Source organism: Pseudomonas syringae group sp. 26L6 (assembly GCF_032587815.1).
GTDB classification, from domain to species: domain Bacteria; phylum Pseudomonadota; class Gammaproteobacteria; order Pseudomonadales; family Pseudomonadaceae; genus Aquipseudomonas; species Aquipseudomonas amygdali.
The window spans coordinates 1-21,121 of record NZ_JAWHPJ010000029.1 but is presented as its reverse complement, the minus strand read 5'-3'; the positions used below and the strand labels follow the sequence as shown (position 1 = coordinate 21,121).

General features: G+C 58.4%; 22 protein-coding genes. 7 read left to right on the top strand and 15 right to left on the bottom strand.

From position 1 onward, the window contains the following. Positions 1-171 precede the first annotated feature (171 nt). The 5 genes from RYA97_RS15285 to RYA97_RS15265 all read right to left on the bottom strand — a co-directional run bounded on the left by RYA97_RS15285 (position 172) and on the right by RYA97_RS15265 (position 5,292). Positions 172-1,512 (bottom strand): hemolysin family protein, encoded by a 1,341-nt coding sequence (locus tag RYA97_RS15285; protein WP_002555884.1) that lies wholly within the window; start codon positions 1,510-1,512, stop codon positions 172-174. Between the two features lie 98 nt (positions 1,513-1,610). Then, entirely contained in the window at positions 1,611-2,933 is a 1,323-nt protein-coding gene (gene phoR, locus RYA97_RS15280) for a phosphate regulon sensor histidine kinase PhoR (RefSeq protein WP_005744878.1), read from the bottom strand. 50 nt (positions 2,934-2,983) lie between these two features. Next, entirely contained in the window at positions 2,984-3,673 is a 690-nt protein-coding gene (gene phoB / locus RYA97_RS15275; protein WP_002555882.1) for a phosphate regulon transcriptional regulator PhoB, read from the bottom strand. Between the two features lie 168 nt (positions 3,674-3,841). Continuing rightward, positions 3,842-4,732 carry a 4-hydroxybenzoate octaprenyltransferase gene (ubiA, locus tag RYA97_RS15270; protein WP_005781472.1) on the bottom strand — a complete coding sequence of 297 codons (891 nt, stop codon included), beginning with the start codon at positions 4,730-4,732 and terminating at the stop codon, positions 3,842-3,844. Further along, positions 4,732-5,292 (bottom strand): chorismate--pyruvate lyase family protein, encoded by a 561-nt coding sequence (locus RYA97_RS15265; protein ID WP_002555880.1) that lies wholly within the window; start codon positions 5,290-5,292, stop codon positions 4,732-4,734. Before RYA97_RS15265 ends, ubiA begins: the two co-directional genes overlap by 1 nt. A gap of 186 nt (positions 5,293-5,478) precedes the next feature. Between RYA97_RS15265 and RYA97_RS15260 the strand changes: the two genes are divergently transcribed. The 5 genes from RYA97_RS15260 to RYA97_RS15240 all read left to right on the top strand — a co-directional run bounded on the left by RYA97_RS15260 (position 5,479) and on the right by RYA97_RS15240 (position 8,537). Beyond that, positions 5,479-5,646 carry a rubredoxin gene (locus tag RYA97_RS15260; protein ID WP_002555879.1) on the top strand — a complete coding sequence of 56 codons (168 nt, stop codon included), beginning with the start codon at positions 5,479-5,481 and terminating at the stop codon, positions 5,644-5,646. A 37-nt stretch (positions 5,647-5,683) separates the two neighbouring features. Beyond that, positions 5,684-6,832, top strand: coding sequence for an NAD(P)/FAD-dependent oxidoreductase (locus RYA97_RS15255; protein WP_005744875.1), 1,149 nt, complete (start codon positions 5,684-5,686; stop codon positions 6,830-6,832). A 190-nt stretch (positions 6,833-7,022) separates the two neighbouring features. Then, positions 7,023-7,298 (top strand): HU family DNA-binding protein, encoded by a 276-nt coding sequence (locus tag RYA97_RS15250; RefSeq protein WP_002555877.1) that lies wholly within the window; start codon positions 7,023-7,025, stop codon positions 7,296-7,298. A gap of 250 nt (positions 7,299-7,548) precedes the next feature. Beyond that, positions 7,549-7,992 (top strand): hypothetical protein, encoded by a 444-nt coding sequence (locus tag RYA97_RS15245; RefSeq protein WP_005744874.1) that lies wholly within the window; start codon positions 7,549-7,551, stop codon positions 7,990-7,992. A 167-nt stretch (positions 7,993-8,159) separates the two neighbouring features. Continuing rightward, positions 8,160-8,537, top strand: a complete 378-nt coding sequence (locus RYA97_RS15240; RefSeq protein WP_002555875.1) for an SCP2 sterol-binding domain-containing protein — start codon at positions 8,160-8,162, stop codon at positions 8,535-8,537. On the opposite strand, the gene RYA97_RS15235 is transcribed toward RYA97_RS15240, so the two are convergent. The 10 genes from RYA97_RS15235 to RYA97_RS15190 all read right to left on the bottom strand — a co-directional run bounded on the left by RYA97_RS15235 (position 8,538) and on the right by RYA97_RS15190 (position 18,321). Beyond that, the gene (locus RYA97_RS15235) at positions 8,538-10,499 is read right to left on the bottom strand and encodes a DUF4105 domain-containing protein (protein WP_005744873.1); all 1,962 of its coding nucleotides are present in this window, start codon (positions 10,497-10,499) and stop codon (positions 8,538-8,540) included. Next, positions 10,496-10,816: a DUF2388 domain-containing protein gene (locus RYA97_RS15230; protein WP_002555873.1), complete on the bottom strand. Its 321-nt coding sequence runs from the start codon at positions 10,814-10,816 to the stop codon at positions 10,496-10,498. Before RYA97_RS15230 ends, RYA97_RS15235 begins: the two co-directional genes overlap by 4 nt. A gap of 38 nt (positions 10,817-10,854) precedes the next feature. Beyond that, a complete protein-coding gene (locus RYA97_RS15225) occupies positions 10,855-11,160 on the bottom strand; it encodes a DUF2388 domain-containing protein (RefSeq protein WP_002555872.1) in 306 nt (101 codons plus the stop codon). An 86-nt stretch (positions 11,161-11,246) separates the two neighbouring features. Continuing rightward, a complete protein-coding gene (locus tag RYA97_RS15220; RefSeq protein WP_002555871.1) occupies positions 11,247-11,564 on the bottom strand; it encodes a DUF2388 domain-containing protein in 318 nt (105 codons plus the stop codon). Between the two features lie 310 nt (positions 11,565-11,874). Further along, the gene (locus tag RYA97_RS15215) at positions 11,875-12,090 is read right to left on the bottom strand and encodes a DUF1127 domain-containing protein (protein WP_002555870.1); all 216 of its coding nucleotides are present in this window, start codon (positions 12,088-12,090) and stop codon (positions 11,875-11,877) included. A 320-nt stretch (positions 12,091-12,410) separates the two neighbouring features. Further along, on the bottom strand, positions 12,411-13,904 hold the full coding sequence (locus tag RYA97_RS15210) for an acetyl-CoA hydrolase/transferase family protein (RefSeq protein WP_005744870.1): 1,494 nt from the start codon (positions 13,902-13,904) through the stop codon (positions 12,411-12,413). Positions 13,905-14,084: 180 nt separating this feature from the next. Continuing rightward, positions 14,085-15,539, bottom strand: a complete 1,455-nt coding sequence (locus RYA97_RS15205) for an NAD(P)(+) transhydrogenase (Re/Si-specific) subunit beta (protein WP_117139742.1) — start codon at positions 15,537-15,539, stop codon at positions 14,085-14,087. After that, positions 15,536-15,859, bottom strand: coding sequence for an NAD(P) transhydrogenase subunit alpha (locus RYA97_RS15200; RefSeq protein ID WP_002555867.1), 324 nt, complete (start codon positions 15,857-15,859; stop codon positions 15,536-15,538). The genes RYA97_RS15205 and RYA97_RS15200 overlap by 4 nt, the downstream gene beginning before the upstream one ends. 10 nt (positions 15,860-15,869) lie before the next feature. Continuing rightward, positions 15,870-16,991: a Re/Si-specific NAD(P)(+) transhydrogenase subunit alpha gene (locus RYA97_RS15195; RefSeq protein ID WP_005744869.1), complete on the bottom strand. Its 1,122-nt coding sequence runs from the start codon at positions 16,989-16,991 to the stop codon at positions 15,870-15,872. A gap of 421 nt (positions 16,992-17,412) precedes the next feature. Continuing rightward, on the bottom strand, positions 17,413-18,321 hold the full coding sequence (locus tag RYA97_RS15190; RefSeq protein WP_057402842.1) for a LysR family transcriptional regulator: 909 nt from the start codon (positions 18,319-18,321) through the stop codon (positions 17,413-17,415). A gap of 155 nt (positions 18,322-18,476) precedes the next feature. On the opposite strand from RYA97_RS15190, the gene RYA97_RS15185 reads away from it, so the two are divergent. Together RYA97_RS15185 and RYA97_RS15180 are read left to right on the top strand one after the other, a co-directional pair. Beyond that, complete coding sequence (locus tag RYA97_RS15185; protein WP_054078669.1) at positions 18,477-19,658, top strand: acyl-CoA dehydrogenase; 1,182 nt, start codon at positions 18,477-18,479, stop codon at positions 19,656-19,658. Positions 19,659-19,667: 9 nt separating this feature from the next. Further along, positions 19,668-20,891 carry a CaiB/BaiF CoA transferase family protein gene (locus RYA97_RS15180; RefSeq protein WP_198661921.1) on the top strand — a complete coding sequence of 408 codons (1,224 nt, stop codon included), beginning with the start codon at positions 19,668-19,670 and terminating at the stop codon, positions 20,889-20,891. The last annotated feature ends 230 nt before the right edge of the window (positions 20,892-21,121 follow it).

The following is a 21,121-nucleotide window of genomic DNA, read 5'->3' as shown; positions in this document are numbered from 1 at the left end:
CCGCGTGGGTATGCAGTTCTGGACGCTCTGCGTCCGCTTTTGAGTATGCGGCGTGGCGCAGATTTGTGACGCGGAGCGTTACCCAAGGCATTCCCACGCTGGGGCGTGAGGAACGATAGGCGTCCGTTAGAACACCTTGCGTCCGCTTTTGAACGGGTAGACCTGATCGGGTCAGTCCAGCTTCAGCACCTTGGCGAGTACGATTTTCGGGCCTTTCATCTTCTTGATGATGATGCGCAGGCCTTCGACTTCCATTTGCTCTTCTTCTTCCGGCACGCGCTTGAGTGTGTCGTAGATCAGACCGGCCAGTGTCTCGGCTTCGATGTGGTCCAGATCGATGCCCAGCAGACGCTCGATCTTGAACAACGGCGTATCGCCCCGCACCAGCAGTTTGCCCGGCTGATACGCGAGAATGCCGCGCTCCACCTTGCGATGTTCGTCCTGGATGTCGCCCACCAGCACTTCAAGCACATCCTCCATGGTCAGGTAGCCGACGATCTTGCCGTCGGCTTCCTCGACCACGGCGAAGTGCGCACCGCCCTTGCGGAACTGCTCCAGCAGCTGCGAAAGCGGCATGTGTCGCGAAACACGCTCCAGCGGGCGGGTCAGTTCAGCCAGGTTGAACGACTCCGGGATGTGGTCCAGCGCCGCCAGTTCCAGCAGCAGGTCCTTGATGTGCAGCAGGCCGACAAACTCGCCACGTTCAGCGTCATACAGCGGATAACGGCTGAATTTGTGGCGGCGGAACAAGGCGAGGATTTCCTTGAGCGGCGCATTGAAGTCCAGCGACACCATGTCTTCGCGGGAGTTGGCCCAGTCGACCACTTCCAGCTCGCCCATTTCGACAGCAGACGCCAGCACGCGCATGCCCTGATCGCTGGGGTCCTGGCCACGGCTGGAGTGCAGAATCAGCTTCAGTTCATCGCGGCTGTAGCTGTGTTCGTGATGCGGACCGGGTTCACCCTGGCCTGCAATGCGCAAAATGGCGTTGGCGCTGGCGTTGAGCAGGTAGATCGCCGGGTACATCAACCAATAGAAGAAGTACAACGGGGCCGCTGTCCACAGCGACAGCAGTTCCGGTTTGCGGATCGCCCAGGATTTGGGGGCCAGCTCGCCGATGACAATGTGCAGGTAGGAAATGATGAAGAACGCAGTGAAAAACGACACGCCCTTGATCAGCTCCGGAGTATCGACGCCCAGCGCTGCGAGCAACGGCTCCAGCAGATGCGCGAACGCCGGTTCACCGACCCAGCCCAGGCCCAGGGAGGCGAGGGTGATACCCAGCTGGCAGGCTGAAAGGTAGGCATCCAGCTGGCCGTGTACCTTGCGCAGAATGTGCCCGCGCCAGCCGTTCTTGTCGGCAATGGCTTCAACCTTGGTCGAGCGCAGTTTGACCATGGCGAATTCTGCCGCAACGAAAAAGCCGTTGAGCAGGACCAGGAACAAAGCAAAAAGAATCATGCCGAAATCGGCGAAGAGTGAAGACAGGTTGAAACTAGGGGAAGGGTCCATGATGGGGTTTTGCAGGGTCCGTATTAACAGAAGAGGGTAATGTCACGCCAGAGAAGACGCTATGAGCCCGGCAATGTAGCGGCTCAAGGCGCGATTGCCTAGTAGTCTGAATCGTCGTGTACGGGTTTGGACAGTTGGCCGCTGGCAAAGTGACAGGTAAAAACACTGCCCTTGCCGGGAACACTGTTGATTTCAAGGTTGCCGCGATGGCGCAGCAGCACATGTTTGACGATGGCCAGACCGAGCCCTGTACCGCCGGTATTCGACGCGCGGCTGGTATCGACCCGGTAGAAACGTTCAGTCAGGCGCGGCAGGTGTTTGGTCTCGATGCCGATCCCCGAATCCTGCACGCTCAGGTGCGCGCCCCGCTCGTCGGCCCACCAGCGGATACGGATGACGCCTTCTGCCGGGGTGTACTTGACGGCATTGAAGATCAGGTTGGAAAACGCGCTGCGCAGCTCGCTTTCGCTGCCCTTGAGGCGCATATCGCTTTCCAGGCTCAGGTGGATCTGCTGGTTCTTGCTGCCCGACAACGCGTTGGCATCGGCGGTGATGGTTTTGAGCAAGGTACTGACCATTACCGGATGATTGTCCGATGGGTAATCGGTAGCCTCGAGCTTGGCCAGCAGCAGCAAGTCGTTGAGCAGCGTCTGCATGCGCCCGCCTTGCTGATGCATCTGTTGCAGCGCCCGCACCCAGCGCGGATTGACCTCGTCCACGTTATCGAGCAGGGTTTCCAGATAACCGAATATCACCGTCAGTGGCGTGCGCAACTCATGAGACACGTTGGCGACGAAGTCTTTGCGCATCTGCTCCAGCTGATGGATGCGCGTCACATCGCGCACCAGCATCAGGTGCTCATTGTTGCCGTAACGGGTAATCAACAACTGAATGCGCAAGCGATCATTGGTCGGTGAGGGAATCTCCAGCGGCTCGCTGTAGTCGCCCAGCGCAAAGTACTCTTTGAAGCGTGGATGCCGGACCAGGTTGGTCACGGGCTGACCACTGTCCTGCGGCGTCTTTAAACCCAGCAGGGTTTCAGCGGCACGGTTCCACCATTCCAGGTTGCCGTCGCTGTCGAGCATGATTACGGCATCGCGCAGGGCGGCGGTGGATTCCTGTACCCGGTCGATGACCGCCTGGAGGCGTCCGCGGACACGCTGATCACGGCGTTGCAGGTGGTAGATGCTGTCGAAGACTTCGCCCCACAGACCATAACCGTCCGGAGGCGGCTCGTCGGCCTTGTGACTGCTCAGCCAGTCATGCAGGCGCAGCAGTTGTTTGAGGGTCCAGGCCAGATACAGGCCCAGTCCGGTGGCCAGGCTCCAGCCATACTGTCCACTGATCAGGCCGACCAACAGGCAGGCGGTGACCAGCAACAACATGTGGCGTATCAAGGTGCCGTGCCAATTTTGATTCAATTAAGGGTAAATCCTTGTCTGGTCAATGCCCTGCGTCGACGCAACGCCTGTCAGCTCTTTGTCGAGAAGCGATAGCCAGTGCCGCGCACGGTTTGTACCAGATTTTCGTACGCATCGCCCAATGCCTTGCGCAGGCGGCGGATGTGCACATCAACCGTACGCTCTTCGACGTAGACGTTGCCGCCCCAGACCTGATCCAGCAACTGGCCACGGGTGTAGGCGCGCTCCTGGTGGGTCATGAAAAATTGCAGCAGACGGTATTCAGTGGGGCCCATTTCAGCCGGTTTGCCGTCGATGGTGACGCGGTGGCTGATCGGGTCGAGCAGCAGACCGCCGACTTCGATAGGTGCTTCGCCATCAGTCGGGCCGGCACGACGCAGCACGGCCTTGAGACGTGCCACCAGCTCGCGGGGCGAGAAGGGCTTGGTGATGTAATCGTCGGCGCCCACTTCCAGGCCCTGGATCTTGTTGTCCTCTTCACCCTTGGCGGTGAGCATGATGATCGGGATGTCCCCGGTCAGTTCATCACGTTTAAGGCGACGGGCCAGTTCGATGCCGGATGTGCCAGGCAGCATCCAGTCGAGCAGAATCAGGTCAGGTTTGCGGTCGACGATAATCGCATGGGCCTGCTGAGAGTTTTCGGCTTCAATACAGTCGTATCCAGCCATTTCCAACGCAACGGCGATCATTTCACGAATAGGCGCTTCGTCGTCAACGATCAGGATGCTCCTGCCAGCCATGCTCGAACCTCTTGTCATTTAACTGTCTTGGGGCGCATTAGATAACGGAATTATTGCAGTCGTGTGACAGGTGTGGTTGAGGCTAGCACGCCGACAGGTTTCGGGAGGTCGGCGGGCCTCGCGATCCTGCGTTTACTTCAGTCGGAAAGAGGCTGGCGGTGGCTGTTTTCAGCGCACCGCATAGTCGGCGACGATACCCAAAAATATCGCCAGCCCGGCCCAGTGGTTGTGCAAAAAAGCCTTGAAGCAGGCGTCCCGCTCGCGCTGACGGGTGCTCCAGAATTCCCAGGCAAAGCATCCTGCTGCTGCCAGCAGGCCTGTGTAGAAGCACGCACCCAATTCAAAACGCGCGCCGGCCAGCATCAGGCAACCCAGCGCCAGACCTTGCAGGGTCAGGATGATCACCCGGTCGGCATCGCCGAACAGTACGGCAGTGGATTTCACGCCGATTTTCAGGTCATCGTCACGATCGACCATTGCGTAATAGGTGTCGTAGCCCACGGTCCATAGCAGGTTGGCGATGTACAGCAGCCAGGCCGCAGCTGGCAGGTCGCCGGTTTCTGCGGTAAATGCCATCGGCATGCCCCACGAAAACGCAGCACCCAGCACCACTTGCGGGTAATAGGTGTAACGCTTCATGAATGGATAGCAGGCAGCCAGCGCCAGACCGCCGAACGACAGCCAGATGGTTGTCGCATTGGTAAACAGCACCAGCACAAAGCTCAGGCCGACCAGCACCGCAAACAGCGCCAGCGCTTCCCGTGAGCTGACTTTGCCACTGACCAGAGGACGCTGCTCGGTGCGTTTGACGTGGCCATCCACCTTGCGGTCGGCGAAGTCATTGATCACGCAGCCTGCCGCGCGCATCAGAAATACGCCCACCACAAAGATGAACACTGTCTTCAGCGACGGCGAGCCCTTGCCTGCAATCCAGACTGCCCACAGGGTTGGCCACAGCAGCAGGTAAATGCCTATGGGCTTGTCGATACGTGTCAGCTGGATAAAGTCCCAGGCGCGGGGGCTAAGACGATTGAGGGATTTGAGAAGGGACAGGTACATCAGACAGGGTCCTTGTCATGGATCGTATTGCACAGAGCGGGCAGGAACACTTCGGCGACCAGCACGCTCAACGCACCACGACTGAATCGCGAGCGGCGTGCCCATAGTCCGCGAGCTGCAACAGCGTCAGGCAGCCAGGCTTCAGGGTAATGACACACTTCAAGGGTGCCGCGCGCGAACGCAGGGTCGCTGAACAGCAACTCACCCAGCGAGCGCGTGCCCAGCTCATCCATATTCAGGCCACCGTCCTGCAAAGCGCTGCGGGCGGCTACACTGCGAGCGAATACCCAGTTGCTGTCATTACCGCACAAGTACACCTCGCGCACCCAGCCTTCGCTGGCAAGTGGCAGGCCCAGCGCCAGACACTCATCACGGCGCAAAGCCTGCCAGCCTTCGAATTGCGGAAATACGCTGAAGCCACCGTCAGACAAACGGTCCAGCCGGCGTGTGAGGGAATCCTGATTGAACAACCAGTCGAGCATTATTGGTTCGGGCGCATCGATCAATTGCTCGCGCTTGAGCCAGATCGGGCTAATGAATGCGGGGGATTGCTGGGTCACGGTAAGCCAGTTCCGGCAGCCAACGAGGCCGCGAGCTTAGCATGATTGCAGGCCCCGACCGACCGCCGGTAGTACGTCAGGTTATAGAATCAGACTTGCATCCGGGCCTGCCGATCAGTACAACGCCCGTTCAGACGGCAATCGACCGTCACACGCTATTTAGCCTGATAAACGAGAGAACCGAACATGAAGAAGTGGCAATGCATCGTCTGTGGCCTGATCTATAACGAAGCCGACGGCTGGCCGGATGACGGGATTGCGCCTGGTACGCTCTGGCAGGATGTGCCGGAAGACTGGCTGTGCCCGGATTGCGGTGTGGGCAAAATGGACTTTGAGATGATCGAAATCGGCTGATAGCAGCCAGCAGAAAAATAATGAATAGGGAAGAACAATGAGCGCACCTGTGGTCATCATCGGCACCGGCCTTGCGGGTTACAACCTCGCCCGAGAGTTTCGCAAACTGGACGCAGACACGCCGCTGCTATTGATCACGGCCGATGATGGGCGGTCCTATTCCAAACCGATGCTTTCCACCGGCTTTGGCAAAAACAAGGAAGCCGACGGGTTGAGCATGGCCGAGCCCGGTGCAATGGCCGATCAGCTCAAGGCTGAAATTCGCACGCATACGCGGATCAGCGGGATCGACCCGGGTCACAAGCGTCTGTGGATCGGTGAAGAAGCGGTTCACTACCGCGATCTGGTGCTGGCCTGGGGGGCTGAAACCATCCGCGTACCGGTGGAAGGTGATGCAGGCGATGCGATTTTCCCGATCAACGACCTTCAGGACTACGCCCGTTTTCGAGCGGCTGCGGCGGGAAAGCGTCGGGTTCTGATTCTGGGGGCCGGGCTTATTGGCTGCGAGTTTGCCAACGATCTGATTCTGGGCGGTTATGAAGTGGATCTGGTCGCGCCGTGCGAGCAGGTCATGCCAACCCTGTTACCACCTGCCGCTGCGGCTGCGGTAAAGACCGGCCTTGAAAGCCTGGGTGCACGTTTCCACCTGGGCCCGGTGCTGACCCGCCTGAATCGCAGTGGTGACGGCCTGCAAGCACATTTGTCGGACGGGCAGGTGATGGACTGCGACCTGGTGGTTTCGGCCATTGGTCTGCGCCCACGCATCGATCTGGCCGCTGCCGCGGGCTTGCAGACGGGGCGCGGTATTCTGGTGGATCGCCAGTTGCAGACCTCCCACGCCAACATCCATGCGTTGGGTGACTGCGCTGAAGTCGATGGCCTCAACCTGCTCTATGTCATGCCGTTGATGAGCTGCGCTCGGGCGTTGGCCCAGACGCTGGCCGGAACGCCAATGGCCGTAAAATATGGCCCCATGCCGATCACCGTAAAGACGCCAGCCTGCCCGCTGGTGGTTTCGCCGCCACCGCGTGGCACCGACGGCCGCTGGAGTGTCGAAGGGCAGGGGGCTGATATCAAGGCGCTGTGTCATGACGCAGATGGCAACCTGCTGGGCTATGCGCTGACCGGTGCGGCAGTTATGGAAAAACTCGCACTGAACAAGGTTTTGCCTGCGTTATTGGCATAATTTCGCGTCATTTTGTCGGATAGACCACGTATTTTTGTCAATAAACCCCGCCTGCGCACTGGCGCGGGCTGGTTCGGCATGCCATCCTCGGTCTTGTCTGCCGCTACGTAGAGCCGTCGCGGCGCCTTGTTGCCGTTTTTTACAAAGCGGCGCGGGACATAAAAACAAAAAACCGTAAAAGAGGCTTCATATGCGTAAACCAGAAGTTGCAGCCGCCATTGCTGAAAAGGCGGATCTCACCAAAGAACAATCCAATCGTGTTCTCAATGCCATCCTTGAAGAGATTACTGGCGCACTGCACCGTAAGGACAGTGTCACGCTGGTAGGCTTCGGTACTTTTCTGCAACGCCATCGCGGTGCCCGGACTGGCAAGAACCCACAGACCGGGGAGCCGGTTAAAATCAAGGCAAGCAACACAGTGGCCTTCAAACCGGGGAAAGCCCTGAAAGACAGCGTCAACCCTTGACACCCTGTTGTGCGCCTCGGCGGGAGGCGGGCAACTCACAGGCGGGCATACCAATCAGACTGGGTGCCCGCTTTTTGTTTGTGTCGTTTGTACCGCCGATGATTCGTAGAAACGCTCAGTGAGAATTGTCCTACTCAATTTCGTATGAATGCCTTCTCAAACCCCGGCTTTGCCTGACTTTTTCTTATTGCTGATTCCCTTAGAGTCCCGCCCTTGCTGCACCCCTTCAATTACTCTTGGGAAATCTCGAATGAAAAAGCTATGGAAGTTTGCTGCTGTTGCAACTCTGATCGCCGCTACCAGCGGCTGCGTGAGCTACAACGTCAGCCAGCCAAGCGCACCGCTGGAAGGCACGGTCAAAACCGACCTCAAGGCGGACGTCAAGGTAGGCGGTACCATCAGCGGCGAGTCGTCCACCAATGTGTTGTTCAATTTCCTGAGTTTCGGCGGCGATAACGAGTTCGCCGATGGCGTGACCTACGGTGGTGCAAGTGGCGGTGGCGGCCTGGGTCTGGCGCTGCCTGATCCTGTCTCGACGACCAAAGCGGCAGCCGCCTTCAAGGCGGTTAAATCCTCCGGTGCCGATCTGATCGTCGCGCCGCGTTATGAAGTCAGCATCAAGGACTACTTCATCTTCAAGAAGGTTGATGTAAAGGTCACCGGCAGCAAAGGCAACATCAACAGCATTCGTTAATGCTGTCGTGATGCTGCTTCCCACGCGAAGCAGCATCCTTGCGTTCAACAAGTGTTTTGTACCGATCTACCTCGAAATTCATCTTGTCCTACAGGTTTTGGGCCAATAAACCGCTACACTGCCACGCCGATCCTGATCACCGGATCCAGTGCGTACAGAGGCCGAGCATGAAGTTTCGTTTTCTATTGTGGATGCTGGGCCTGCTAATGGCCCGCGCCAGTCGTAACAACCCCGCGTTCCAGCAGCAGTTGGCTGGCAAGGACCTGACATTTCAGTTACAGACCGCAGATGGCAAAATCGCGCGTCACTTCGTGGTGCACGATCAGCGCATTCGCAGTGCCAGCGGTGTGGTTGCAGAGCCAGCCTTTGCCATCTCGTTTCGCGATGCGGCCTTTGGCTTTGACACCCTCCAGGCGAAGAACAAGCAGCTGGCGTTCATGAAGGGCATTCAGGACAAGGATATTCAGATCAAGGGCAACCCGGCCCTGGTGATCTGGTTCCAGGGCCTGGTCAAATACCTCAAGCCGAAAAAGAAAGCTGCCTGATCACGGCAGTTGCAGCCCGCCTGCCGCCTTATGCAGCGCCCGAAGGTGCTCGGACACCTGTTTGAGGTTGGCTTCGTTGGCTGCAATTTCCTTGGCGCGGTCTGGCTCCAGCAGGGCGCGCACTTCCTTGTCGAGATCGCCGGTCAGACGCTTGAGTTGTTTCTGGCGTTGACTGCTTTCTGCTTCAAGCCGCTGCCATTCCCCCGCCTGTGGCAAACCGTACCCGCCGCTGCCGAGCAGCTCGGCTGGCCGGCTGAGAAAGCCACTGCTGGCGAGGATCTCCTGTAGCGTTTTGGTGGCATTGGAGACCTTGCCATCTTTCACTTCGCGTGCACCGAGATAGCTCTGCTTCACTTCGTCCTGGGCCAATAGCAGTTGCCTGCGCAGGCTGGCCTGCTCCAGCAGCAGAATCGCAGCACTGGTACGCAGATCGGCCTTAGCGAACCACTGGCTGCGCTCACTGGCTGGCAGGGCCATCCATTCTTCCACGGTGTTCTGCTTGATCGGCAGGTGCTTCTTCAAAACCTCGAACATGGCTTGATAGCGGTCACGGTAGGAATCGAACCGGTAGCCCAGACGCAATGCTTCTCTGGGGTCGTCCAGCACACTGGTATCGGCCAGCCCTCGGCCTTTGAGGACTTCAAGCAGGCCGTTGGGCAAAATGCTGTCCAGGCCGACGAGCTTGGGATTGTGCGTGCCGGCGCGCAGCAGTTTGAGGTTTTCAACGGCGCAGTTGTTCGAGAGGAAGTAGTAATTGCCGTCGTAGCTCCAGTGCATCTCGGCAGCGTGCTGAACCAGCCCTTCGATTTCCGGACGCGACAGCTTGATTGGCACGGAGGCCAGGCTGCGCAGTTCGGTCTTGGTGTATTCATCGATGACCTGCGCCAGCGGCAAGACGAACAGCCGTGACGGGTAGGCACCCATCAGGCCATCCCAGCTCGATAGCTGTACATCGCCGACGAATGCCCGATAAGACAGGACCAGATGCTGGTCGAGGTCCAGGCGGCAGTCCGGCCCGCGAGGACGACCAGGTTTGCAGATCACCAGGCGTAACATGCTGTGACCCCAGCGGCTTGCCCAGTTCTGATTCGCCTCGGCGAGCAGATAATCCACCGCGTAGACCCGCTCGGGGTCCAGCTTGCCCAGCGGCTCACGGCCGAAGTCGCTGCCGGCATTCAGATAAGGGTAGTACGTGGGGCATTTATCCCGTGCTGCGGGTGCCCAGCCAAAGCGCTCTTTGTAATACGCATACAGCGCCGGGCGACGACAGGCGTAGGCCGGGTCGAGGAGGAAATACTCCATGTTCACGGCCACGAATTCCAGCGGGCTGGTGGTTTCGTAGATGTCCGGGCTGCGGGCGACCTGGCCGTTATGTTCCTCGCGTTCACCGCGGCGTCCGACGTATTGCTGCCAGCCCGCCAGGTCCAGCAGGCGAGGGTCGTCACTCAGGGTAAAGCGACGCTCGGTCTGGCCGCGGCAGTCGTCAGGCAGACCTACCTTGCCCAGTGAACTGCTACGTGATGTGCAGCGAAAAATCGCCGCTCGCTCGCTGGGCGACCACAGGCGGGCGCGGTCGTAGACGTGGGTCAGCTCATGCAGGACGGTGGCGAGCAATTCCTGGCGCACCGTTCCGTGTGGACGGCCTGTCTGGGCGCTGGCTGCCGAACCGTCGGTCAACGAGGCCAGCAGGTGGCTGTTGAGGTATAGCTGATAAGGGCCCGCCGCCTGACCGTAGGCGTTTTGCGGCATGTCGCTGGACCAGCTTACCTCGACGGTTCGGTCCAGTGCTTCGACGAAGCTGGGCGGCAGCGCGTGCATGGCTTCGTCGAGCAGCGTCTGGCTGGCTTGCTGTTGCGGCGCATCGAGGCCGTCCGTGTGCAGTTCCAGCTTCAGGCTGGCAAAGGCATGCGTCCCGACCAGCGACAGCGCGCCAGCAAGCAGCCAGGCGCGAAATCGCCTCACAATGCGAGGATTGCTTCAGCCAGGGTCTGATCGCTTGCGCCGCGCGCTTCCGGTACGCGGGTACGCAGCGTATCGAAGGCTGCATCCAGCTGGGCACCGTGGATGTCACCGCCGCTGGCAACGTAACTGGCGGCGTCGTCCTTGGCCTGGAGCACGACTTTGGAGTCGCGAATCGATGTAGTGGTGTCCGAGGTGAAATCAATGGTACGGCCAAACGCGCGAACGATGATGTTGCTCGTGGCTACAACGGTCTGAGCCTGGGCAAAATCGGCCAGCAATAGCAGGCCAAGGGAAGCAGCAATCAGCGGGGTACGCATGTGGTGACGTCTCCAGTTACGCAAAGAGGGGAAAGTGGCTATTGGACGAGGATTGCCTGCGCCAGTTCAAGGTCGCTGGCACGAAGTTTTGCATCTGCCTGACGCAGGGCGTGCAGCGCGGCCTCAAGCCGGGCACAGCGTATATCTCCGTCGCTGGCGATGAACGCAGCAGCGTCGTCTCTGGCAGCCATCATGAGCTTGTTATCGAAAGGTGCTGTTGTGACCTGACTGGTTGCATAGCCGGTCTTGACCAGACCCTGCGTGGTCGTATCGAACGCTTGAACCTGACTGATGCACATCAGGCTGGCAACGGGTGCGATAAACAGAAGGTGCAGTAAACGCATGACTTTCACGAACCGGCAAAACAGGTAGCAAGGCTAGCGCAATGCTCTGGCCAGAGCTACCCCGGCACATGGCCGGGGCACAACGGTCAGATGGCCAGAATGGCCTGAGCCAGTTGGCTGTCGGTCGCTTGCAATTCAGGCAGAACCTGGCGGATGTGTTGCAGCGCACCTTCGAGGCGAGCGCTACGGATGTCGCCGGAGCTGGCCACGAAGCTGGCGGCATCGTCTCGGGCGGCCAGAACGATCTTGTCATCTTTCAGAGAAGAGGAAATGTTGGACGTGGCACGTGTCGATGCATTGACTGCATCGACCACTGCGTCAGTGGTCACAATAAAGCTGGAGGCGTTGGCACCTGCAGCAGCAGTCAACAGGAAGGCAGCGCCGAGGGTACGTAGCAGAGACATGATCGAGTTCCATTGTGGTCAAAAGGGCACAGGCTGCCTGCGAGACCGAAGGGCCGAGGTAGAGCGCTAGACTATCCCACTGATAGCGCGCTTGTCATGGCAGTCGATGGCTGCAGCTTGCACAGTTTGCATTATTTGGTAACTGTACCTGACGTTTTTGATTTATCTGAAACTGTGCTGTTATTGGCAATCTGTTAAGTACCTGTCCGAAAACGACAAAACCCGTCTCGGTTGCCTGAGACGGGTTTTGTATGAAGCAATTCGGGTTGCTGGCGAGAGACTTTAAGGTCTGGGACCAGCGAGCGCTGATTTAGCGCCAGAACGGCTTGCTCAGCTCTTCGTAACGCTGGGATTCGCTGATACCGGCGTCAGCCAGCAGGCGTGCATCCAGACGAGCCAGTTGATGGCGGCTGGACAGGCGACGCTGCCAGAGCATCAGGTTGGCGAATACACGCAGAGGCAAAGAAGCTTTTGCAGTGGTAACGGTGCTTTCGCTGAACAGATCGGAACTGATTGTACGTTCCATGGTGTGACTTCCTTCCGCTTGTGGCGGGATAAGTGAGTTGCTTGACTGGTGCCCATTTTCCTCGCACGCGTCCAGCTTCCATAGACACAGTTCACCTGTATTGTGAGGGTTCAGTTAACTGTGATTGGGCACTGTTTTGTTCATAAATGGGGCAACTGTACCGGTCAGCACCATATGAGTGCATTTTGTGATCGATTATGGTGATTTTGACGATTTGAGGCAGTTTTATGACCGGTACAGCAGTACAGTTTTTAAAGAAGCCGTTGAGTGCGAGCAGGAAGTGAGTCGGGAAAGGTCTCGTTCACTTCCAACTGTCCTGTTCAGCCTGGCAGCATGCGCCCGGTTTCTTCCAGGTTGATGTGCCAACTCAGTGCTTCGCGCAGGATGTGCGGGGTATGGCCGCCCAGCACGCAAGCGGCATTGAAATAGGCGTTCAGCGCGTCGCGGTAATCCGGGTGTACGCAGTTGTCGATGATGACCCGCGCACGTTCGCGCGGGGCCAGGCCGCGCAGATCTGCCAGGCCCTGCTCGGTGACCAGAATGTCAACGTCATGTTCGGTGTGGTCGACATGGCTGACCATCGGCACAACGCTGGAAATCGCGCCGGCCTTGGCAATCGACTTGGTGACGAATATCGCCAGGTGCGCATTGCGCGAGAAATCCCCCGAGCCGCCAATGCCATTCATCATGCGCGTCCCGCACACGTGGGTAGAATTCACGTTGCCGTACAGGTCGAATTCCAGCGCAGTGTTGATGCCGATGATGCCCAGGCGGCGGATAACCTCGGGGTGATTGGAGATCTCCTGGGGACGCAGTACCAGCCTGGACTTGTAGCGATTGAAATCGGCAAAGACTTCCGCGTGTTTGGTCGCCGACAACGTCATGGAACTGCCTGAAGCAAAGGTCAGTTTGCCCGCGTCGAACAGATCGAATGTCGAGTCCTGCAGCACTTCGGAGTACATCGTCAGGTCCGTGAAGGGAGACGCCAGCAGGCCGTGCATCACGGCGTTGGCGATATTGCCGATACCCGCCTGTAGTGGCATCAGCTTGTCGGTAAGCCGGTCTTCGCGCACTTCCTTCTTGAAAAACTCCACCAGATGATTGGCGATGGCCTGCGTGTCGGCGTCAGGTGGCGTGACGGTGGACGGTGAATCTGGCTGGTTGCTGATGACAATACCGACGATCTTCGCCGGATCTATCTTCACTGCATGACTACCGATGCGCGAGTCTGCTTCCAGCACCGGAATCGGCAGGCGCGTCGGCCGGTAGCTGGGTATATAGATGTCGTGCAGACCTTCCAGCTCCAGCGGCTGCGACAGGTTGATTTCTACGATCACCTGCTTGGCCAGAATCGCGAAGCTGGCCGAGTTGCCGACAGAGGTACTGAGCACCAGATGGCCTTCCTCGGTGATCGCAACGCATTCGATCACCGCCAGGTCCACCGCCTTGATCTGCCGATTGCGCAGCATCTCGACGGTATCGGACAAGTGCTGATCGATAAACATCACCGTGCCGTTGTTGATTGCCTTGCGCAGTGTGCTGTCGACCTGAAAGGGCATGCGCCGGGACAGCACGCCGGACTCGGTCAGTTGCTTGTCCAGATCATTGCCCAGGCTGGCACCGGTCATCAGGCTTATTTTCAGCGGTGTCACTTTGGCGCGCTCGGCCAGCGCATGGGGCACGGCCTTGGCTTCGCCTGCACGGGTGAAGCCACTCATGCCGACGGTCATGCCGTCTTCAATCAAGGCGGCAGCGTCGGCTGCGCTCATAACCTTGCTCATCAGGGAGGGCAGGCGGATACGGTCACGGTACATGGATTCTGTCTCGTAGATAGAAGCGAGCGACAAGTCTAGAGCGTTGAACGAGGTTCGTCCTGCTACCAAGGTCGCATTTGAGGGCTCTAATTGGCGGCTTTCAGCGCAAAACACTGTTACGCAGAATGTAAAAAGCCCCGGTCGCCAAGCGAGCCGGGGCTTTAATGTGGCAGGGTCAGGCTAGGCGTTTTCGACGGCCTTCACCATGTCCTCGATCACCTTTTTGGCGTCTCCGAATACCATCATGGTTTTATCCAGATAGAACAATTCGTTATCCAGACCTGCGTAACCACTGGCCATCGAGCGTTTGTTGACGATGATGGTTTTGGCCTTGAATGCCTCCAGAATCGGCATCCCGGCAATGGGCGATTTCGGATCGTTCTTGGCGGCCGGGTTGACCACGTCGTTGGCGCCGAGCACCAGTACCACGTCGGCCTGACCGAACTCGGAGTTGATGTCGTCCATCTCGAACACCTGATCGTAAGGCACCTCGGCTTCGGCCAGCAGTACGTTCATGTGCCCCGGCATGCGCCCGGCCACCGGGTGAATGGCGTACTTCACCGTGACACCACGGTGCACCAGCTTCTCCGTCAGTTCCTTGAGTGCATGCTGCGCGCGCGCGACTGCCAGCCCGTAACCCGGCACGATGATCACGGTGTCGGCGTTGGTCAGCAGGAAGGTGGCATCGTCTGCCGAGCCGGATTTCACCGGGCGAGCTTCCTTGCTACCTGCCGGCCCTGCCGAATCCGTTGCGCCGCCGAAGCCACCGCCGATCACATTGAAGAACGAGCGGTTCATCGCCTTGCACATGATGTAAGACAGGATCGCGCCCGAAGAACCGACCAGCGAGCCCGCGATAATCAGCATCGAGTTGTTCAGCGAAAAGCCGATCCCGGCCGCTGCCCAGCCTGAATAGCTGTTGAGCATCGACACCACTACCGGCATGTCGGCCCCGCCAATCGGGATGATCAACAGCACACCGATCACGAACGCCAGCGCGAGCATGATCGCAAAGGCAGTAAGGCTACCGGTGAACATGAAGGTCAGACCAAAGAACAGTGTGGCCAGACCAAGCACCAGGTTGAGCTTGTGCTGTCCGGAAAACTGTACTGGTGCACCTTGAAACAGCCGGAATTTGTACTTGCCCGACAGCTTGCCAAAGGCGATTACCGAGCCGGAAAAGGTGATCGCGCCGATGGCCGCTCCGAGGAACAGCTCAAGACGATTGCCCGCGGGGATGGCATCGCCCAGATGACCAACGATGCCCAGTGACTGAGGCTCTACTACGGCCGCGATGGCGATGAATACCGCTGCCAGGCCGATCATGCTGTGCATGAACGCGACCAGCTCAGGCATTTTGGTCATTTCAACGCGCTTGGCCATGATCGAGCCAGCGGTCCCGCCCACCAGCAGGCCGACCACAATGTAGCCAATGCCCGCACTGGTACCTTCAGCGGTAGACAGCGCAGCCAGTTTGAACACCAGCCCGATTGTCGTGATGACCGCCAGACCCATACCGAGCATGCCGAACAGATTGCCGCGGCGTGAGGTGGTGGGGTGTGACAAGCCTTTGAGTGCCTGGATAAAGCAGATCGACGCGATCAGATACAGCAGGGTGACCAGATTCATGCTCATGACTTCGGCGCCTCATCCTTTGCCTTGGGGGCCTTTTTCCTGAACATCTCCAGCATCCGCCGAGTGACCAGAAAGCCGCCAAACACATTCACCGCTGCCAGTGCGACAGCCAGCGTGCCCATGGTTTTGCCCAGCGGCGTCACCGTGAGTGCGGCGGCGAGCATGGCGCCAACGATGACGATAGCGGAGATGGCATTGGTGACCGCCATGAGTGGCGTGTGCAGCGCAGGCGTGACGTTCCAGACCACGTGGTAGCCGACATAGATTGCCAGTACGAAAATGATCAGGTTGTAGACGCCGGGGGAAATCAGCTCTTCCATTGGTGTGTCCTCAGCCGTTCTTGCGTACGACTTGCCCGTCGCGGCACATCAGGCATGCGGCGACGATGTCGTCTTCGAGGTTGATCGAGAATGTGCCGTCCTTGTCGAACAGCAGCTTCATGAAGTCCAGCAGGTTGCGGGCATAGAGTGCAGAAGCATCGGCTGCGACCAGCGCTGGCAAGTTGGTGTGGCCGACGATGGTCACTCCGTGCTCGACGACGACTTGATCTGCCACAGTCAGCGGGCAATTGCCGCCTTGTGCAGCGGCCAGGTCGATCACTACCGAACCGGGCTTCATCTGCGCCACGGTTTCGGCGCTGAGCAGCACCGGTGCCTTGCGGCCGGGGATCAGGGCGGTAGTAATGACGATGTCCGCCAGCCTGGCCCGCTCGTGAACGGCTGCGGCCTGGCGTTGCATCCAGCTGGCAGGCATCGGGCGGGCGTAACCGCCAACGCCTTCGGCGCATTCGCGCTCTTCGTCGGTCTCGTAGGGCACATCAATGAACTTGGCACCCAGCGACTCGATCTGCTCCTTCACTGCCGGACGCACATCCGACGCCTCAACCACTGCACCCAGCCGTTTGGCGGTGGCAATGGCCTGCAGACCCGCAACGCCTGCGCCCAGGATCAGCACCCGTGCGGCTTTGACAGTGCCGGCAGCGGTCATCAGCATGGGCATGAAGCGCGGGTAGTGGTGGGCGGCAAGCAGCACGGCCTTATAGCCCGCGATATTGGCCTGCGAAGACAGCACATCAAGGCTCTGCGCGCGGGAAGTGCGCGGCGCGGCTTCCAGGGCGAACGCGGTGATGCCCTGTGCGGCCATCTTGCCGATGAGTTCATTGTTGAAGGGGTTGAGCATGCCGATGACCACCGAGCCGCTCTTGATCAGGCTCAGCTCATTGTCGTCGGGCGCTACAACCTTGAGGATCAACTCGCCCGCAAACGCTTCGTTCGCGCTCCCAATCACAGCGCCTGCAGCTTCGTAAGCGCTGTCTGGAACGCTGGCCTGAATGCCTGCGCCGCTCTGCACGGTAATCCTGTGCCCTTGGCTGATCAGCTTTTTGATGGTTTCCGGGGTAGCAGCTACCCGGGTTTCGCCCGCTTGCGTTTCGAGAGGAACACCAATGTGCACGACAAATCTCCTGCGCGATTTTTTATCGTTCGTGTGTAGGCCAGTGCACTACGGCTGGTGCATCTGGCATGGCCAGGCAGCACGCCCCTTTGCAGCAGGGGCGGGGCATTTTGCAGGCGAAGTTTGCGGGCTTCAATACATTCTGTAACGAAACTATAGATGAACTACAAGTCACACTGTGACCTATTGTCGCAGTAATTGAACGCAGGCCATTACCTGTATGGGTTTTGGCGCTATTCCGTACAAAAAAGGTGATTAATATTTTTTTGCTCGAAAATATCGCACTCAAGCCAAAATAAGGCAAAAGACCTTGTAAATATTAGGGGGTAAGGATTTTTTTGCGGCGATCGAGAAGTTGTTTTAACGCGACATAAGGTTATATCTGTAGGTGTTATCTTCCGTTGACTACCTGAAATGCTGCTCAGATCTGCTCTTGTGGCAGCTGGTAATTCCGGGCCTGAGCGACCAGCCAGTCGCGAAATGCGCTGAGTGATGCCGACTCCACTTTCCGTTCGGGAATCATCAGGTGGTAGGCCTTGCTGCTGGGCAGCCAACAGACGTTGGCAATCACCAGGCGCTTTTCATGCAGTTCGCGCTGAATAAGGAAGGGCGGGATCAGTGCCACACCCATGTCGTGCATGGCTGCCTGCGCGAGCATCGAAAACAGCTCGTAGCGAGGGCCGGTCATATCGCGGGCCACATCCATGCCCTGCGCGTTGAACCATTGGCGCCACGCATAGGGGCGCGTGGTTTGTTGAAGCAATGGCAGCTCGGCGAGCTCGCTTGCTTGCAGATGGTCTCGCCCGTTCAGGAAGGAGGGGCTGCAGACCGGCATGGAGTTTTCACCCATCAGCCGATGCGACTGGGTGCCGGACCAGTCGGCGTCGCCGAAATAGATAGCAGCATCGAAGTCGGTGTCAGCAAACAGAAAAGGGCGCGTGCGGTTGGTCAGGTGAACCGTGACATCGCGGTGCTTGTGCTGGAAGTCCTTAAGGCGTGGCAACAGCCATTGGGTGCCAAACGTCGGCACCACGGCGAGCTCGATGGCGTTGGCGCCTTGTTGGCCCATGACCGACAGGGTGTCGCGCTCGACTGCGTCCAGTTGCTGGGCCACGCGGCGGCTATAGGAAAGCCCTGCCTCCGTGAGCTTTACTCCCCGTCGAGAGCGCCGGAACAGCTCAACGCCGAGAAACTCCTCAAGCCCGCCAATCTGTCGGCACACCGCGCCTTGTGTCAGGGACAGCTCGTGAGCGGCCTTGGTAAAGCTTTCGTGTCGGGCAGCTGCTTCGAAACTGACCAGTGCAGTGGTGCTGGGTATTTTGCGTCTCATATCCTTTCTTCTCACTGGTCTTTTTGTTATGCGGGCCTGAAGCGGCTCTTGGAGTGAGAAATTAGCACAAGAGGTTGATAAAACCTCGTTTGTCGCCCGGGGATACCAGGACTAGGATCGTTACAGGATTTTTCAGCTGAACGTGAGGAACATGCATGAGCGGTAAAGCAAGTTTTAACTGGATCGACCCATTGCTGCTGGATCAACAGCTCACTGAAGAAGAGCGCATGGTTCGCGACACTGCCGAGCAGTTCGCCCAGAGCAAGCTGGCCCCGCGCGTGCTTGAAGCCTTCCGTCACGAGAAAACCGACCCGGCCATCTTTCGCGAGATGGGTGAAGTGGGGTTGCTGGGTGCAACGATTCCGGAAGCGTTTGGCGGCAGTGGCCTGAATTACGTCTGTTATGGGCTGATCGCCCGTGAAGTCGAGCGTATCGATTCAGGCTATCGATCAATGATGAGTGTGCAGTCATCGCTGGTCATGGTGCCAATCAATGAATTCGGTACGCAGGCCCAGAAAGAGAAATACCTGCCCAAGCTGGCCTCGGGCGAATGGATTGGCTGCTTCGGCCTGACCGAGCCCAACCATGGTTCAGACCCTGGGGCGATGATCACTCGTGCCCGGAGTGTCGACGGTGGTTATCGCTTGAGCGGCAGCAAGATGTGGATCACTAACAGCCCGATCGCGGATGTGTTTGTGGTGTGGGCCAAGGACGATGCTGGCGATATCCGTGGTTTCGTTCTCGAAAAAGGCTGGGCAGGTCTGAGCGCCCCGGCCATTCATGGCAAGGTCGGTCTGCGTGCGTCGATCACTGGCGAGATCGTCATGGATAACGTGTTCGTGCCTGAAGAAAACATCTTCCCGGACGTGCGCGGTCTGAAAGGTCCGTTCACCTGTCTCAATTCTGCGCGCTACGGTATTTCCTGGGGCGCGCTGGGTGCGGCGGAGTTCTGCTGGCACACCGCGCGGCAATACACCCTCGACCGTCAACAGTTTGGGCGTCCGCTGGCGGCCAATCAGCTGATCCAGAAAAAGCTGGCGGACATGCAGACTGAAATCACTCTGGCGCTGCAAGGCTGCCTGCGTTTGGGGCGCATGAAAGACGAAGGTACGGCTGCCGTAGAGATTACCTCGATCATGAAGCGCAACTCCTGCGGCAAGTCGCTGGATATCGCGCGCATGGCTCGCGACATGCTGGGCGGTAACGGTATCTCGGACGAGTTCGGCATCGCCAGGCATCTGGTCAATCTGGAAGTAGTGAATACCTATGAAGGTACGCACGATGTGCACGCGTTGATTCTGGGGCGTGCGCAGACCGGCATTCAGGCCTTCTATTAAGGAGGGCTGATCATGGGGGCGCTTTCACATATCCGGGTGCTCGACTTGTCCAGGGTCCTGGCCGGGCCTTGGGCCGGGCAGATCCTTGCTGACCTGGGGGCTGACGTCATCAAGGTCGAGCGACCAGGATGTGGCGATGACACTCGTTCGTGGGGTCCGCCATTTCTTCAGGACGCGGCCGGGCAGAACACCACCGAGGCGGCTTACTACCTGTCGGCCAATCGTAACAAGCAGTCAATCACCATCGACTTCACGCGACCGGAAGGGCAGAGGCTGGTACGGGAGCTGGCGGCGAAGTCGGATATTGTCATCGAGAACTTCAAGGTTGGCGGGTTGGCGTCTTATGGTCTGGATTACGAATCGCTCAAGGCTGTTAATCCACGTCTGATCTATTGCTCCATTACCGGTTTCGGTCAGAGCGGGCCGTATGCGACGCGTCCGGGTTACGATTTCATGATCCAGGCACTTGGCGGCCTGATGAGCCTAACCGGCCTGCCGGACGGTGAGGAGGGCGCGGGCCCGGCTAAGGTTGGCGTTGCGCTGACCGACATCCTGACAGGTCTGTATTCGACAACGGCCATTCTCGCCGCCCTTGCTCATCGCGATCAAAGCGATACAGGGCAATACATTGATATGGCGCTGCTCGATGTGCAGGTGGCGTGTCTGGCTAATCAGGCCATGAACTACCTGACCACGGGCGTTGCGCCCAGGCGCTTGGGAAATGCTCATCCCAATATAGTGCCGTATCAGGCTTTTCCTACTGCCGATGGCGACCTGATCCTGACTGTGGGCAATGACAGCCAGTTCAGAAGGTTTGCCGAAGTGGCGGGGCAGCCACAGTGGGCTGATGATTCGCGCTTTCTGACCAACAAGCTGCGCGTGGCTCATCGTACCGAACTGATTCCATTGATTCGTCAGGCTACGGTGTTCAAGACCACTGCTCAGTGGGTTGACGAGCTTGAGGCGGCTGGCGTGCCGTGCGGCCCGGTCAATGACCTTGCTCAAGTGTTTGCGGATCCACAGGTTATGGCGCGCGGGCTTGCTATAGAGATGCCGCACGCGTTGGGCGGGCGCGTTCCGCAGGTCGCCAGCCCTATCAGGCTATCGGAAACGCCAGTCGAATATCGAAGGGCGCCTCCTTTGTTGGGCGAGCACACGGCGCAAGTGCTTCAAGAGCTATTAGGGCTTGAGGGTGAAGAGGTTGCAGCGCTGCGCAAGTCAGGAATCGTGTAGCTATATAGAAGAAAGCATTTGCGAAGGGCTTTCCTATATAGCTACAGGGCCTTAATGGCTAATTTCGATGTTTTTGAAATTAACGGTTGACGCCCTCTGTGATCTGTCTATAATTCGCCCCACTTCCGGCGCAGACGGAAACGAAAAAGCCTTGTAGATCAATGGTTTACAAGGTTTTGAAGTGAAGAGTCAGCGAGGAAGGAGGTCGAGTCTGCAGTGATCGACAGCGG

Bases quoted from the DNA above. Each gene is read 5' to 3' on its own strand.
- RYA97_RS15225 (WP_002555872.1), bottom strand. From the start codon at position 11,160: ATGCGTTTACTGCACCTTCTGTTTATCGCACCCGTTGCCAGCCTGATG.
- RYA97_RS15190 (WP_057402842.1), bottom strand. From the start codon at position 18,321: ATGAGACGCAAAATACCCAGCACCACTGCACTGGTCAGTTTCGAAGCA.
- RYA97_RS15240 (WP_002555875.1), top strand. From the start codon at position 8,160: ATGAAGTTTCGTTTTCTATTGTGGATGCTGGGCCTGCTAATGGCCCGC.
- phoB (WP_002555882.1), bottom strand. From the start codon at position 3,673: ATGGCTGGCAGGAGCATCCTGATCGTTGACGACGAAGCGCCTATTCGT.
- RYA97_RS15245 (WP_005744874.1), top strand. From the start codon at position 7,549: ATGAAAAAGCTATGGAAGTTTGCTGCTGTTGCAACTCTGATCGCCGCT.
- RYA97_RS15210 (WP_005744870.1), bottom strand. From the start codon at position 13,904: ATGTACCGTGACCGTATCCGCCTGCCCTCCCTGATGAGCAAGGTTATG.
- RYA97_RS15205 (WP_117139742.1), bottom strand. From the start codon at position 15,539: ATGAGCATGAATCTGGTCACCCTGCTGTATCTGATCGCGTCGATCTGC.
- RYA97_RS15215 (WP_002555870.1), bottom strand. From the start codon at position 12,090: ATGGAACGTACAATCAGTTCCGATCTGTTCAGCGAAAGCACCGTTACC.
- RYA97_RS15200 (WP_002555867.1), bottom strand. From the start codon at position 15,859: ATGGAAGAGCTGATTTCCCCCGGCGTCTACAACCTGATCATTTTCGTA.
- RYA97_RS15185 (WP_054078669.1), top strand. From the start codon at position 18,477: ATGAGCGGTAAAGCAAGTTTTAACTGGATCGACCCATTGCTGCTGGAT.
- RYA97_RS15230 (WP_002555873.1), bottom strand. From the start codon at position 10,816: ATGCGTACCCCGCTGATTGCTGCTTCCCTTGGCCTGCTATTGCTGGCC.
- RYA97_RS15220 (WP_002555871.1), bottom strand. From the start codon at position 11,564: ATGTCTCTGCTACGTACCCTCGGCGCTGCCTTCCTGTTGACTGCTGCT.
- RYA97_RS15250 (WP_002555877.1), top strand. From the start codon at position 7,023: ATGCGTAAACCAGAAGTTGCAGCCGCCATTGCTGAAAAGGCGGATCTC.
- ubiA (WP_005781472.1), bottom strand. From the start codon at position 4,732: ATGTACCTGTCCCTTCTCAAATCCCTCAATCGTCTTAGCCCCCGCGCC.
- RYA97_RS15255 (WP_005744875.1), top strand. From the start codon at position 5,684: ATGAGCGCACCTGTGGTCATCATCGGCACCGGCCTTGCGGGTTACAAC.
- RYA97_RS15285 (WP_002555884.1), bottom strand. From the start codon at position 1,512: ATGGACCCTTCCCCTAGTTTCAACCTGTCTTCACTCTTCGCCGATTTC.
- RYA97_RS15260 (WP_002555879.1), top strand. From the start codon at position 5,479: ATGAAGAAGTGGCAATGCATCGTCTGTGGCCTGATCTATAACGAAGCC.